We start from the raw sequence: 12,696 nt of genomic DNA, 5'->3' as shown, positions 1-12,696 counted from the left end.
GACAAAACGGACGTCGGTCCTTCTGGTTATGTGAAGCCCCTGTATGTCTCAGTTGTCCCGTTCATCATGATCATGGTAGCCATGGCACTAGAACGGCTTTCGGTTGGGGTCGCAACACATTCCGTCAGCCGTTACTTCTCGGCATTCTGACTACAAAACGGGCACCCTTGTCGGAGTCCTCGACCCGCAGCGTCCCGTGGTGCGTCTCGGCGATCTCCCGCGCGATCGGCAGGCCGAGACCCGTGCCGCCCGCGTCCCGGTTGCGGGCCGCGTCCAGGCGCAGGAAACGCCGGAACACCCGCTCGCGATCCTCGGGCGCGATGCCCGCGCCGTCGTCCAGCACCTCCATCACCGCCTGGCCGCCCTCGCCCCGCACGGTGATGGTGATCGTGCTCTCGGCGTGCCGCTCGGCGTTGTCCAGCAGGTTCGTCAGCAGACGCGCCAGCCGGTGCCGGTCGCCGGTGACCACCACGCCCGGCTGCAGCGAGGTGACGATCCGCTTCGAGCGCTGCCTGGCGGTCTCGCCGGCGACCAGCTCGCCCAGGTCCACCGGCTCCAGGGCGCCGGGCTCGCCCGCGTCCAGCCGGGCCAGCGTGAGCAGGTCGCTGACGATGTTCTGCAGCCGGTCGATGCTCGTCAGCAGCTTCGACGCGGTCTCGCGCCAGTCGTTCTCGTCGGGATCGAGCAGCGCCATCTCCAGCTCGGTCCGCATGGCCGTGATCGGGCTGCGCAGGTCGTGCGAGGCGTCGGAGACGAAGCGGCGCTGCTGGTCGAGCGCGGACTCCAGGCGTTCGAGCGTCTGGTTCGCGGTCAGGGCCAGGCCCTTGATCTCGGCGGCGGTCTCCGGTACGGGCAGCCGCAGCGAACCGTCGCCGGCGGTGATCTCGGCCAGCCGTTCGGTGATGTCCTGGACCGGAGCCAGCGTCCTGGCGACCACCCGCGAGACGCCGAACCAGGCCAGCGCCACCAGCGTCACGGTGAACAGGAGGAGGAACGCGATCGCGGCCGGGCTGACGTACCAAGGCGGCAGCGGGCCGAAGGCGTAGACGAGCCAGTCGCCCTCCGGCTCGTACACGCGAAACGACACCATGATCTCGCAGCGGCCGCCGAACTCGGGCAGGTCGCAGATCGTGGCGACGCGGGTGGCCTCGTCGAGCGCGGGGGTGGCGTGGCTCAGGCGCGGCGATCCCGCCAGGTTCGGCGTCGAGGAGACCACCTGCCCGGAGGCGTTCACCACCTGCAGCCCGTCGAGGTCCATCGAGGTCACGCGGGGGAGATGGTCGTCCTTGATGAGGTGCACCACCCGCAGCGCGCTGCTGAGGACCTCGCGGGTCCTGATGTCCACGATCGTGCTGCGCGTCGCCCAGAGCAGCAGCGCCGCCGCCCCTACGCAGAGCAGCGCCGTGGCCACGCCGGCGAGCGTCGCCAGCTGCGTGCGTATGGACCGGCCCGGCCGTGCGATCACTCCCCATCCCCCTCTGAAGGCCAGGTGACCACATCGGGCGGCTTCTCCTCGAATCACCGGAGATTCCATGACGAATCGGGCGGGCAAGCACCAGAGCAATGCTCTATGCGTGCCGCGGTGAGCTGATTAGAGTAAGTGAGCACTGATGCCGAGGAGTCGAAGTGAACCTTGCTGAGTATCGGCGTGCGGCCCGCCAGTGGCTGCAGGAGAACGTACCGTCCGGCGACTACCCCGAAGCGGAGGCCATCCCCCGCGCCAAGGAGTTCATGGCCAAGCTGTACGACGCCGGCTACTCCGGCATCAGCTGGCCGAAGCAGTGGGGCGGACAGGGCCTGACCCAGGCGGAGGAGCGGGCCTTCGCCGAGGAGGCCCGCGACTTCACCCTGCCCACCTACGTCTTCTCGATCGGCCTCGGCATGACCGGGCCCACGATCGTCGACCGCGGCACCGACGCCCAGCGCGCACGGTTCATCCGCCCGCTGCTGCGCGGCGAGGAGATCTGGTGCCAGCTCTTCTCCGAGCCCGGCGCCGGCAGCGACGTGGCCGGCCTGCAGACCAGGGCCGTCCGCGACGGCGACCACTGGATCATCGACGGCCAGAAGGTGTGGACGTCCGTCGCCCAGCACGCCGACTGGGGCCTGCTGCTCGCCCGCACCGACGTGGAGCAGCCCAAGCACAAGGGCCTGACCATGTTCGTGGTGGACATGCACCACCCGGGCGTGACCGTCAGGCCGCTGAAGGACATGTCGGGCCGGGCCAACTTCAACGAGGTGTTCGTCGACGCCGTCCCCATCCCCGACGAGCACCGCATCGGCGAGGTCAACGACGGCTGGAGCGTCGCCGTCACGACGCTGCTGCACGAGCGGCTGTCGATCTCGGCGGGCGTCGGCATGAGCGGCCAGAAGGAGAACCCGGCCGCGCTCGGCGCGCTGCGCAAGGAGGTCGACACCTCCGACCCGCTGGTCCGCGACCAGCTCGTCGAGCTGCACATCCGCAGCCGCGCCCTGGAGCTGTTCAACGAGCGGCTGGCCCAGGAGACGAAGGCGGGGGTCTTCCCCGGCGCCCGCGGCAGCGCCGCCAAGCTGCTGCTCGCCGAGCTGACCCAGTTCCAGGCCGACCTCGCCACCCGCCTCGTCGGCCCCGAGGCCACGCTGGCCGGCCACCCGCTCGCCCGCGCGATCTCCATGGCCCCCGGCATGGCGCTGGGCGGCGGCACCAACGAGATCATGCGCAACATCATCGGTGACCGCGTGCTCGGCCTGCCGCCGGAGCCGCGCGTGGACAAGAACGTGCCGTTCAAGGACCTGAAGGTGGGGACGCAGGGGTGAAGCTCGTACTCAGCACCGAACAGCAGGAGCTGCGCGCGGCCGTACGCGCCTTCCTCAGCGCCGCATCGCCGGTGTCGAAGGCCCGCGACGGTTACGACCCGCAGGTGTACGCGCGGCTGGGCGGCGAGCTCGGCCTGTCCGGCCTGATCGTCCCCGAGGAGTACGGCGGCGCCGGCGCCGGGCTGACCGAGCTGGCCGTCGCGCTGGAGGAGACCGGCGCGGCCCTGCTGCCGGGACCGTTCCTCGCCACCGCGTTCGCCGCCATCACGCTGAGCGGGGTGCCCGACAAGGAGCTGCTCGCCGGCATCGCCGAGGGCCGCATCGCCGCCACCGTGCACGCGAGCGAGGTCGCCTACGACGGCGCCACCGCCACCGGACGGCTCGGCCAGGTGCTCTCCGGCATGGAGGCGGACGTGCTGATCGTGCCCGCCGGAGCAGACGACGGCCCCGTGCTGCTGGCCGTCGAGCTGGCCGGGCCCGGAGTCAGCAGGAGCCCGCTGGAGACGCTCGACATCACCCGCGGCCAGGCCGAGGTGGTGCTCGCCGGCGCCCCGGCCCGGCTGCTCGGGCCCGTCCCCGAGACGGGCGTCTTCGAGCGGATGTGCGTGGCGCTGGCCGCCGAGCAGCTCGGCGTGATGCGCGCCGCGCTCGACGCCATCGTGGCCTACGCCAAGATCCGGGTCGCGTTCGGCCGCTACATCGGCTCCTACCAGGGCGTCAAGCACAAGCTCGCCGACATGCACGCCAAGCTCGAACAGGCCGAGTCGATCGTCAGGTACGCCGCGTGGGCCGCCGACGAGTCGCCCGCCGACCTGCCCGAGGCCGCCGCGCTCGCCCAGGCGTACGTCGGCCGCGCCTGCTTCGAGGTGGCCCGCGACCACCTGCTGCTGCACGGCGGCATCGGCTACACCTGGGAGCACGACGCCCACCTGTTCTACAAGCGGGCCAAGGCCGACGAGGTGCTGCTCGGCCCGCCCCGCCTCCACCGCGCCAGGCTCGCCGAACTGCTGGAGCTCTGAATGGACATCAGCGGGCTACCCGGCTTCTACGCCATCGCCGCCGCCGACCCCGGCCGCCTCGCCGTGATCGACGCCGACGGCACGCGGACCACGTACGGCGACCTGCTCGCCCGCGTCAACCAGGTCTCCCACGGCCTGCGCGCCCGCGGCCTCGCCACCGGCGACGTCGCCGCGGGCGTGCTGCCCAACGGCATCGACGCCCTGATCATGGTCATGGCCACCGCCCAGATCGGGCTCTACTACGTGCCGATCAACTGGCACCTGACCGCCTCGGAGATCGCGTACATCCTCAAAGACTGCGACGCCAAGGTCGTCGTGACCGGGCCGGAGTACGCCGTGCCCGGCGGCGAGATCGGCACGGACGGGCTCGCCGGAGGGCAGCCCGCCGGCGCGCCGGACGACCGCACCGCCGGGGCCGTCATGTGGTACACCTCCGGCACCACCGGCTTCCCCAAAGGCGTGCAGCGCCCGCTGCCCGGCAGGGAGCCCGAGGCGACGCTGCCGCTGCACCAGTGGTTCATCGGCGAGGTCGCCGACCTGAAGCCGGGCGACGCGCGGCACCTGGTCACCTCGCCGATGTACCACTCGGCGCCCTGCGCGCACGCCCAGCTCGCGCTGCACCTCGGGCACACCGTGGTCATCGCGCCCCGCTTCGACCCGGCCGGAACGCTGGAGCTGATCGAACGCCACCGCATCGACAACGCGATGATGGTGCCGACCATGTTCCACCGCATGCTGCGGCTGCCCGGCGACGTCAAGGCCAGATACGACGTCTCCAGCCTGCGGCAGGTCGTCCACACCGCCGCCGCCTGCCCCGTGGCGGTCAAGAAACAGATCATGGAGTGGTGGGGGCCGGTCCTGTACGAGTACTACGGCTCCACCGAGTCCTCCATCGCCTTCGCCGTCAAGCCGCACGAGTGGCTGGCCCGCCCCGGCACCGTCGGGCGGCCGGTGCCCACGTTCGAGGCGAAGATCTGCGACGAGTCCGGCGACGAGCTGCCGCCCGGCGAGCCCGGCCTGGTCTACGTCAAGTCCGGCATCGGCACGTTCGAATACCGCAAGGACCCCGCCAAGACGGCCGCCTCCAAGCTGGGGGAGCTGGGGGAGTGGTACACCCCGGAGACATCGGCTACCTCGACGACGACGGCTACCTGTTCCTGTGCGACCGGCGTACCGACATGATCGTCTCAGGCGGGGTGAACATCTATCCCGCCGAGATCGAGGCGGCGCTGCTCGAACACCCCGCGGTGGCCGACGTGGCCGTCATCGGGGTGCCCGACGAGGAGTGGGGGCACAACGTGGTCGCCCTCATCCAGCCCGCCGCGAGCGCCGAGCCCGGGCCTGCGCTGACGGCCGCGCTGCTGGAGCACTGCGGGCCGCGTATCGCCAGGTTCAAGCATTCCAAGGTGATCGAGTACCGCGAGACGCTGCCACGGACGCCGACGGGGAAGCTGTCGCGGTCGAAGGTGCGCGAGGACTACCTGGCCTCCCGGCCCGGCACCGGTTCCTGATCGGCGACGGGGCTTACTCGGCCGGGCTCATTCGGCCGACGGGGTTCACTCGGCGACGAGGAGGAGCGCCTTGCCCACCAGCCGGCGTTCCTCCAGCGCCGCGTGCGCCTCGGCGGCCCGCTCCAGCGGCACCGCGAGCCCCACCTCGGCCGTCAGCCGCCTGGCCGCGGCCTCCCGCATGGTCTGCTCGGCTAGCCCCCTGAACTCCTCCGGCGCGAACTGGACCTGCTCCATCCCGACGACCAGCACCCCGCGCCGCTCGGCCTCGGCCGGGTCGATCAGCGCGGCCGACCCGCTCGGTACCCCGTACGCGAAGAACCGCCCGCCCGGCCCCAGCAGCCGGAAGGCGGACCCGCCCACCTCGCCCCCGACCCCGTCGAAGACCACGTCGAACGTTCCCGCGAACTCGGCGTAGCCGATGACCTTCGCCGCGCCCGCCGCCGAGGCCGCTTCCCGCTTGGCCGGGTCGTGCGCCGCCGCCGTCACCGTCGCGCCGGCCGCACGCGCCAGCCGTACGACGGCCAGCCCGAGCGCCCCACCGGCCCCCGTGACCAGCACCTCGGCGCCCGGCTTCAGCTCCGCCGCCCCCACCAGGCTCAGCGCGGCCGGACCCACCTGGATCAGCGCCGCCGCCTGCCGCCACGTGACCTCACCGGGCACCTCCACGACGGTCTCCACCCCGGCGACGGCCCGCTCGGCGTACGCGCCTCCGCCGGGGAGCTGCGCGGCCACCCGCCTGCCCAGCCATCCGGCGTCCACCCCGTCGCCCACGGACACGACCCGCCCGGCCACCCCGGTGCCCGGCACGAACGGCGGCTCGGCGGGGAACCAGTCCCGCCCCCACCCGGCGCGCAACTGGGCGTCGATGGACATGACGTCCACCACGCAAACGCCGATGACCACCTGCCCGGGACCGGCCACCGGCTCCGGCGCCCGGCTCACCTGAAGCACCTCGGGGCCGCCGTACTTCGTCACTTCAACGACTCGCATGCGGCCGAGTCTGGTACCTCGACTTCGCTTGAGGTCAAGCGCCGGCGTGCGCGGCGAGGATTCGCCGCGCACGCCGGGCCGCACGCCGATCGCAGCAGCCGTCAGCCGAACAGGTTCTGCGCCTGCTGGAAGACCACGATCACGGTCAGCGTGCCGAAGAACAGCACCGACCAGATCAGCGCGCCCAGCCGGTACGAGCGCACCTTGAGCGCCTCCGGCAGCGCCTTCCGGTTGAGGACGATCAGCAGGATCGAGTACACGAACATCATCACGGCCGCGAAGCACGCCGAGAACACCAGCAGGATCAGCGGCTGGTCCAGGCCCGCCAGCAGGATCACCGTGCCGAACAGCGCCAGCGCCCACACCACGATGAAGTAGACGCGGTTGACCGAGATCGGCTTGTCCCGCAGGTAGACCGTCTTGATCGTGTCGGAGGCCAGCCGCGAGGTGTAGTCGACGATGCCCATCGCCGAGGCGAACAGCGCCAGCGCGCCGATCACCCAGAACAGGATGCCGAACCACGGCCCGACGACGTCCTGCAGCACCTCGCCCTCGGCCTGCAGGAAAGCGATGCTGTTCTCCAGCCCCGGCTTACCGAACACCGTCGAGTACGCCAGCATCGACATGAGCGCGATCGTCACGAACGACACGACCGCGAACGTCCACGCCTGCTCCACGTTCGCAAAGCGCCACCAGTTCTTCCAGCGCGCCAGGTTCTCCTTGGTCGGCGCGAACTGGAACCCGGTCGACGAGACCGCTTCCTCCTGGCCGGTGACTGGGCTGACCAGGCGCGGCACGTACAGGCCCATGCCGAAGCCCTTGTCGCGGATCCAGTTGCTCTGGCACAGGTTCTGGCCGCCGCCCGCGCCCGCGTACGCGATGGCGCCCATGAGCACGGCGAACTCCAGCGGCGGGACCGGGAACCGGGCGTCGACCGTCAGGCCCCGGCCGAGCTGCACCCAGCTCTCGGCGGTGATCGCGACCACGATGCCCACCACGATCAGCGTCGCGACCAGGGCGATCTTCACGAAGATCACCTTCTCCAGCGCGGTGTAGATCACCGGCGCCAGCGTCAGCCCGAGCGCGATCACGATCAGCATGGCGATCGCGATGTAGCGCACCGAGCCCTCACCCGTGCCGGTCAGGTACGTCACCATGGTCGCGGACGTGGTCACCCAGCCCGGCCAGAGGTTCGAGCACAACGTCATGATCACGAAGACCAGGCCCCAGTGCTTCCACATCCGGCTGAACCCGGTCAGCGCCGTCTCGCCGGTGGCCAGCGTGTAGCGCTCGATCTCCATGTTGAGGAACCACTGGGTGATGATGCCGATCGCGGCACCCCAGATGAAGACGAGACCGACCTGCGAGGCGATGTACGGCCACAGGATGAACTCGCCCGACGCCAGCCCGACACCGGCGCCCACCAGGCCGGGGCCGATGATGCGCCAGGTGGAGCGCGGCGGCTCGGGAAGGTCGCGGACTTCTACGGTGGGCAGGACTCGCGAAGGAACGGTGGGAGTGAACTCCGACATGCGGATCTCCTTGTTCGGCATTCCTGCCGTCACATTACAGAGACCTATAACGGCGGTGGAATACCTAAGTAATCGACACGACATATTCTCCGCGAGTGGTGAAACCCACCACAAGTCCGCCCGCCGCCATGGCTCCGCCCAGCGCCTCGCGCATCGCCCGCCGCCAGGCGCGGGCCGCGTACGCGTTGTCCCGGCGCAGGCGTTCGATGTCGCTCGGCGTGCCGACGAGGAGCGTACGGCTCTGTGGTGAAATGCCAGGCTCAAGCGCCGGCTGTGGTGAAATGTCGGGCTCAAGCACCGGCTCCCCGTTCGGCCCCTCCCACAGCCGCACGGTGGCTTCCCGTGGATCGTGATCTGCCCCGGTGTCTTCGTCGAGATGCCAGACCGCCATGAGCCTGTCGGACTCGTCCCCCTCGTTGATCGCATCGGCCATCACCCCGTAGAAGTCCGGCAGGTACTCCTCGGGGCGGGCGCCCAGCTTGACCAGGTTGAAGTAGGCATTCCGGCGTACGAGGGGGTCGAACGTCCACGTGATCCGCTCAAGCCCCCGCTCCAGGCACCACCACTTCTGGTGGGCCTTGAGCGCGTACCCGATGCCCCGTCCCACCACGGCGCCCGTCACATGCGAGTGCAGCGCCCGCCCCGCCGCCCGGAACCCGACCGACGCCCCCACCAGCTCGTCGCCCGCGTACGCACCCGCCACGTAGTTGCCGGTGTGCGCGAACTCCACCATCAGCTCCACCGTCGCCGGCACGTTCGTCGGCCCGGGCCGCCAGATCTCGTCGAAGAGCCGGTAGACCTGCTCGAACTCGCCGATCTCGCACAGCTCCCTGACCACCACCCCGGCCCTGGCCGCCGCCTCCTCGTGCTCCATGCCCCCATTTACGCACGTCACCGGTATGTGCCCGCACCCGGCACCACCCTCCGTCCCGGAGTCCGGACGGCGGGCCCGGAGGACGGGGGCGCGCCGGCGACCCGCCCCCGGCCACCTTTCACCCCATGGTCTTCGCGCCGTCGAGGGACTCGCGGATGATGTCGGCATGGCCCGCGTGCTGGGTCGTCTCGGCGATGATGTGCAGCACCACCCGGCGCGCCGACCAGCGCGCCCCAGGCTCGTTCCACGGCGCCTCCGGCAGCGGGTGGGCGACGTTGAGGTCCGGCAGGGTGGCGACCACCTCGTCCGTCCTGCGGGCCACCTCCTCGTACGCCGCCAGCACCCCGGCCAGCGTCTCATCGGGCAGCAGCCGGAAGTCGGCGGCCCGCTGGGCGAAGTCCTCCTCGGTCATGTCGGTGAAGTTCTTCATGGCCGAGGTGCCGTTCAGGATGAAGTCCACCCAGCTCCGCTCGACCGAGGTCACGTGCTTGATCAGGCCGCCCAGGCACAGCTCGCTGGCGGTCGTACGCGCGCGGGCCTGCTCGTCGGTGAGGTCGCGGGTGGTGAAACGCAGGAAGTGGCGGGCCTGCGCCAGCTCGGCCAGCAGGTCGGCGCGCTCGCCGGTCACTTCGGGGGTGCTGCTCAGCGTCTCAACGGTCATGGGTGATGCCCTTCTTCTCGGTCGCTTCCCCTCCACGATGACCTCCATTGCGGCCACTTTCCGTCCGCAATGACAAAGACAATGGAGAACATGGCGAACACCAGCACCCGTACGTTGCGACTGCTCTCCCTCCTGCAGACCCACCGCTACTGGCCGGGCAGGGAGCTGGCCGAACGGCTCGGCGTGTCGCCGCGCACCCTGCGCAGGGACATCGACCGCCTCCGCGAGCTGGGCTACCCGGTGCGGGCGCAGCGCGGCGTGGACGGCGGCTACCAGCTCGCCGCGGGCGCGGCCCTGCCGCCGCTGGTGATCGACGACGAGGAGGCGGTCGCCCTGGCCGTGGGCCTGCAGGCCGCCGCACAGAACCCGGTCGAAGGCATCGCGGAGTCGTCCGTACGGGTGCTGGCGAAGGTCGTCCAGGTGATGCCGGTACGCCTGCGCCGGCGCATCGACGCGCTGCGCGCCATGACCGTCTCCGCCGGCTGGGCAACCCCGCCAGGGCCGCCGCCGACCCCGCCGTCCTCACCACGGTCGCCCTCGCCTGCCGTGACAGCGAACGCATCCGGTTCTCCTACACCGCCGCCGGCGGCAACAGGACCGAGCGGAACGTCGAGCCGCACCGCCTGGTGTCCATCGGCCACCGCTGGTACCTCGTCGCCTACGATCTCACCCGCCACGACTGGCGCAGCTTCCGCGTCGACCGGATGTCCGCCCCCGAGAGCACCGGCGCCCGCTTCCGCCCCCGCGAGCTGCCCACCGCCGACGCCGCCGAGTTCGTCCAGGCCGGCCTCGACAACATGCAGCCGCAGACGTACCGGACGAAGGTCCTCGTGTACGCCCCGGCCGACGAGGTGCGGGCGCGCATCGGCCGGTGGGCCACGGTCGAGGAGGCCGAAGACGGGCACTGCCTCGTCTACATGGGCACCGACGACCTCGACTGGCCGATCATGGCCCTCGGCAGCCTGGAGGCCGACTTCCGCGTCATCACCCCACCCGAGCTCCTCACCCGCATCCACGCCTGGGGCGCCCGCTTCACCCGCGCCCGGTGACCACGTCCCCGCCTCTGGGCCACCCGCCGCGACCCTGACCCGATGACCCGCCAGCTCCACAACGCCGAGCTGCTGCTGCGCCGCGAGCTGCCCGCCTTCTGCTACGACTACCGGCCCGACCTGACCGCCCTCGCCGCCACCACGGCGCCGTGGTGCCTGGCCGCCGGGCGCGACAGCGTCGGCAAGCCGTATCACACCGCCGTCCGCCTGCTGTCGGAACGCCTTGGCGTACCCTGCCATGAGTTCCCCGGCGGCCACGTCCCGTACATGCAGCACCCGGAGGAATTCACCGCGACACTCAGCGCCGTCCTGGAGGGCTTCGCACCATGACGACCGATTCCAGACCGACGGGCGAGGTGCCCGAGCCGCCCACCCGGCCCAGGCTCACCCGCGAGTACCTCGCCACCGCCGCGCTCGCCCTCATCGACGCCCACGGCCTGCGCAAGTTCTCCATGCGCAAGCTCGGCACCGCGGTCGGTTTCGACCCCATGGCTTTCTACCGCCACTACGACGACCAGGAGGCGCTCTTCGACGGCGTCGCCGAGGCGATGTTCGACGAGATCGACGTGGACACCCTGCCCTGGGACGGCACCTGGCAGGAACTCGCCCGCGAATACTGCCTGCGGCTGCGCGACACCCTCCTGCGCCATCCCCACGCCGTCCAGGTGTTCGCGACCCGGCCGGTACGCTCTCCCGCCGCCATCGACGCCGGCGTCAAAATGCTGAGCAAGCTCCAGGCCGACGGCATCCCTCCGGCGCAGGCCCTGCGCCTCACCCGCTGCCTGCGCGAGTTCACCGTCGGCCACGCCCTCGCCATCGCCGTCACCAAGCTCGGCGCGGAACGCCGCAGCCGCAAACCCGAGCCCGGCAGCCCCGACTACAACCTCCTCGCCGAAGCCGCCGACGCCACCACCCTCGACGACCACTTCGAACCCGGCCTGACCGCCCTCCTGGAGGGCTTCGCCCACCCCACCTCCTGAGGTCACTGCCAGGTCTCGCCCCTTAGGGCCGTTGTGGGTGCCGCTCGTTGGGCTGGCCGCTGCGGGTTTCGCTCTCTGGACCCCGCTTTGGGCCTTACCCGCCGGGTAGCAGTGCGCCTGTCCGTTGAGGTCGCTGCGGGGCGTGCTTGCTGGGTAGTCGGTCACCCCGCACAACGGCCGATCAGCGGACCGCCTCGATCAGGGCGCGGAGGAGGGCCGTGCGGCCGGGGAGCTCCGACACAAGCACGTGCTCGTGGTCCGCGTGCGCCCCGCCGCCCACCGCGCCCAGCCCGTCGAGGGTCGGGCAGCCTACGCCGGCCGTGAAGTTGCCGTCGGAGGCGCCGCCCACCGAGGCGGAGGTGAGCGGCGGCAGGCCCAGCTCCGCCGCCAGCTCCTGGGCGCGGGCGAAGAGCGCGGCCGACATGGACGCTTCGAGCGGCGGCCGGTTAGGCCCGCCGACGACCTCCAGGCGGGTGCCGGGCACGACGGGCCGCAGGGCGTGCATCGCCGCGTCGACCCGCTCCTGCTCGGCCACCTCGGCGACCCGTACGTCCACCCCGACCGACGCGAAGGCGGGAACGGTGTTGAGCGTCGAGCCGCCCGACAGGACCGTCGGCGTCACGGTCGTCGCGCCCGCCCCCAGCCCGGCGATGGCCAGGATCTGGTGGGCCAGCTCGATGCCCGCGTTGGCCCCCTTCTCCGGCTCCAGCCCGGCGTGCGCGGCCTTGCCGTGGACGTTGACGGTGTAGAGCGAGGTGCCCTTCCTGGACGTCTTCAGCGCCCCGCCGTCGGCGCTCGCCTCCATGACGAACGCGGCGGCCAGCCCCCGCGCGGTGTCCTGGATCAGCCGCGACGACGTGAGCGAGCCGACCTCCTCGTCCCCGGTGATGAGCAGCGTGATGCCGTCGAGCGAGTCGAGCCCGGCCAGGGCGTGGAACGTCTGCACCAGCCCCGCCTTCATGTCGAACACGCCCGGCCCCCTGGCCACCCCGTCGATTACCGACCAGGGGTGGGTGGCGAGGCTGCCCATCGGCCAGACCGTGTCGTGGTGGCCGAGCAGCAGCACCTTGGGCGTGCCGAACGACCAGCGCAGGTGGGTGACACCGTCGATCACCAGGAACTCGGGCTCGCTGCCCAGGTGACGGGTGCCCATTGCGGCCACCACCTTGGCGCTGCGGGCCACGGCCTCCAGGTCGCTGGAGAACGACTCGCAGCAGACCAGCTCCTCAAGGTCGGCCAGCATGCCGGCGAGCTCCGGAAAGGTGGTGTGGTGGTCGGTCATGCCGG

12 protein-coding genes and 1 pseudogene are annotated in these 12,696 nt (G+C 71.2%); 7 read left to right on the top strand and 6 right to left on the bottom strand.

The features are described 5' to 3' along the window. Positions 1 to 124: 124 nt before the first annotated feature. Positions 125 to 1,465, bottom strand: coding sequence for a sensor histidine kinase (locus ACFMQL_RS03535; protein ID WP_378784548.1), 1,341 nt, complete (start codon positions 1,463 to 1,465; stop codon positions 125 to 127). A 161-nt stretch (positions 1,466 to 1,626) separates the two neighbouring features. Here ACFMQL_RS03535 and ACFMQL_RS03530 point away from each other — a divergent pair, with 161 nt between their 5' ends. Genes ACFMQL_RS03530 through ACFMQL_RS03515 form a run of 4 tightly spaced genes read left to right on the top strand, consistent with a single transcriptional unit; the run spans position 1,627 to position 5,323 of the window. Further along, complete coding sequence (locus tag ACFMQL_RS03530) at positions 1,627 to 2,793, top strand: acyl-CoA dehydrogenase family protein (protein ID WP_364066742.1); 1,167 nt, start codon at positions 1,627 to 1,629, stop codon at positions 2,791 to 2,793. After that, positions 2,790 to 3,812 carry an acyl-CoA dehydrogenase family protein gene (locus ACFMQL_RS03525; RefSeq protein ID WP_378784547.1) on the top strand — a complete coding sequence of 341 codons (1,023 nt, stop codon included), beginning with the start codon at positions 2,790 to 2,792 and terminating at the stop codon, positions 3,810 to 3,812. The genes ACFMQL_RS03530 and ACFMQL_RS03525 overlap by 4 nt, the downstream gene beginning before the upstream one ends. Further along, complete coding sequence (locus tag ACFMQL_RS03520) at positions 3,813 to 4,994, top strand: AMP-binding protein (protein WP_378784546.1); 1,182 nt, start codon at positions 3,813 to 3,815, stop codon at positions 4,992 to 4,994. Further along, complete coding sequence (locus ACFMQL_RS03515) at positions 4,919 to 5,323, top strand: hypothetical protein (RefSeq protein WP_378784544.1); 405 nt, start codon at positions 4,919 to 4,921, stop codon at positions 5,321 to 5,323. Before ACFMQL_RS03520 ends, ACFMQL_RS03515 begins: the two co-directional genes overlap by 76 nt. A gap of 45 nt (positions 5,324 to 5,368) precedes the next feature. On the opposite strand, the gene ACFMQL_RS03510 is transcribed toward ACFMQL_RS03515, so the two are convergent. The 4 genes from ACFMQL_RS03510 to ACFMQL_RS03495 all read right to left on the bottom strand — a co-directional run bounded on the left by ACFMQL_RS03510 (position 5,369) and on the right by ACFMQL_RS03495 (position 9,380). Continuing rightward, on the bottom strand, positions 5,369 to 6,313 hold the full coding sequence (locus ACFMQL_RS03510) for a zinc-binding dehydrogenase (RefSeq protein WP_364066736.1): 945 nt from the start codon (positions 6,311 to 6,313) through the stop codon (positions 5,369 to 5,371). A gap of 101 nt (positions 6,314 to 6,414) precedes the next feature. Continuing rightward, positions 6,415 to 7,845, bottom strand: a complete 1,431-nt coding sequence (locus ACFMQL_RS03505) for an Nramp family divalent metal transporter (protein WP_364066734.1) — start codon at positions 7,843 to 7,845, stop codon at positions 6,415 to 6,417. Between the two features lie 64 nt (positions 7,846 to 7,909). Next, positions 7,910 to 8,719 carry a GNAT family N-acetyltransferase gene (locus ACFMQL_RS03500; protein ID WP_378784542.1) on the bottom strand — a complete coding sequence of 270 codons (810 nt, stop codon included), beginning with the start codon at positions 8,717 to 8,719 and terminating at the stop codon, positions 7,910 to 7,912. A 118-nt stretch (positions 8,720 to 8,837) separates the two neighbouring features. Next, a complete protein-coding gene (locus tag ACFMQL_RS03495; protein WP_364066730.1) occupies positions 8,838 to 9,380 on the bottom strand; it encodes a DinB family protein in 543 nt (180 codons plus the stop codon). A gap of 90 nt (positions 9,381 to 9,470) precedes the next feature. Here ACFMQL_RS03495 and ACFMQL_RS03490 point away from each other — a divergent pair. The 3 genes and pseudogenes from ACFMQL_RS03490 (at position 9,471) to ACFMQL_RS03480 (ending at position 11,409) form a co-directional block, all read left to right on the top strand. Then, positions 9,471 to 10,429 (top strand): annotated as a pseudogene (locus tag ACFMQL_RS03490) (helix-turn-helix transcriptional regulator). A gap of 42 nt (positions 10,430 to 10,471) precedes the next feature. Then, entirely contained in the window at positions 10,472 to 10,759 is a 288-nt protein-coding gene (locus tag ACFMQL_RS03485; protein ID WP_378784540.1) for a hypothetical protein, read from the top strand. Then, entirely contained in the window at positions 10,756 to 11,409 is a 654-nt protein-coding gene (locus tag ACFMQL_RS03480) for a TetR/AcrR family transcriptional regulator (protein ID WP_378784538.1), read from the top strand. Before ACFMQL_RS03485 ends, ACFMQL_RS03480 begins: the two co-directional genes overlap by 4 nt. Before the next feature lie 181 nt (positions 11,410 to 11,590). Here the strand turns inward: ACFMQL_RS03480 and ACFMQL_RS03475 are convergent, their stop codons facing one another. Next, positions 11,591 to 12,691, bottom strand: coding sequence for a M20 family metallopeptidase (locus ACFMQL_RS03475; RefSeq protein WP_364066722.1), 1,101 nt, complete (start codon positions 12,689 to 12,691; stop codon positions 11,591 to 11,593). Between the last annotated feature and the right edge of the window lie 5 nt (positions 12,692 to 12,696).

Origin of the sequence: Nonomuraea fastidiosa, from assembly GCF_042751225.1 — a bacterium.
Lineage (GTDB): Bacteria > Actinomycetota > Actinomycetes > Streptosporangiales > Streptosporangiaceae > Nonomuraea > Nonomuraea fastidiosa.
The sequence above is the reverse complement of the archived record's forward strand: the minus strand, read 5'-3'. Positions and strand labels throughout refer to the sequence as shown.

Bases quoted from the DNA above. Each gene is read 5' to 3' on its own strand.
- ACFMQL_RS03505 (WP_364066734.1), bottom strand. From the start codon at position 7,845: ATGTCGGAGTTCACTCCCACCGTTCCTTCGCGAGTCCTGCCCACCGTA.
- ACFMQL_RS03480 (WP_378784538.1), top strand. From the start codon at position 10,756: ATGACGACCGATTCCAGACCGACGGGCGAGGTGCCCGAGCCGCCCACC.
- ACFMQL_RS03495 (WP_364066730.1), bottom strand. From the start codon at position 9,380: ATGACCGTTGAGACGCTGAGCAGCACCCCCGAAGTGACCGGCGAGCGC.
- ACFMQL_RS03510 (WP_364066736.1), bottom strand. From the start codon at position 6,313: ATGCGAGTCGTTGAAGTGACGAAGTACGGCGGCCCCGAGGTGCTTCAG.
- ACFMQL_RS03500 (WP_378784542.1), bottom strand. From the start codon at position 8,719: ATGGAGCACGAGGAGGCGGCGGCCAGGGCCGGGGTGGTGGTCAGGGAG.
- ACFMQL_RS03485 (WP_378784540.1), top strand. From the start codon at position 10,472: ATGACCCGCCAGCTCCACAACGCCGAGCTGCTGCTGCGCCGCGAGCTG.
- ACFMQL_RS03520 (WP_378784546.1), top strand. From the start codon at position 3,813: ATGGACATCAGCGGGCTACCCGGCTTCTACGCCATCGCCGCCGCCGAC.
- ACFMQL_RS03475 (WP_364066722.1), bottom strand. From the start codon at position 12,691: ATGACCGACCACCACACCACCTTTCCGGAGCTCGCCGGCATGCTGGCC.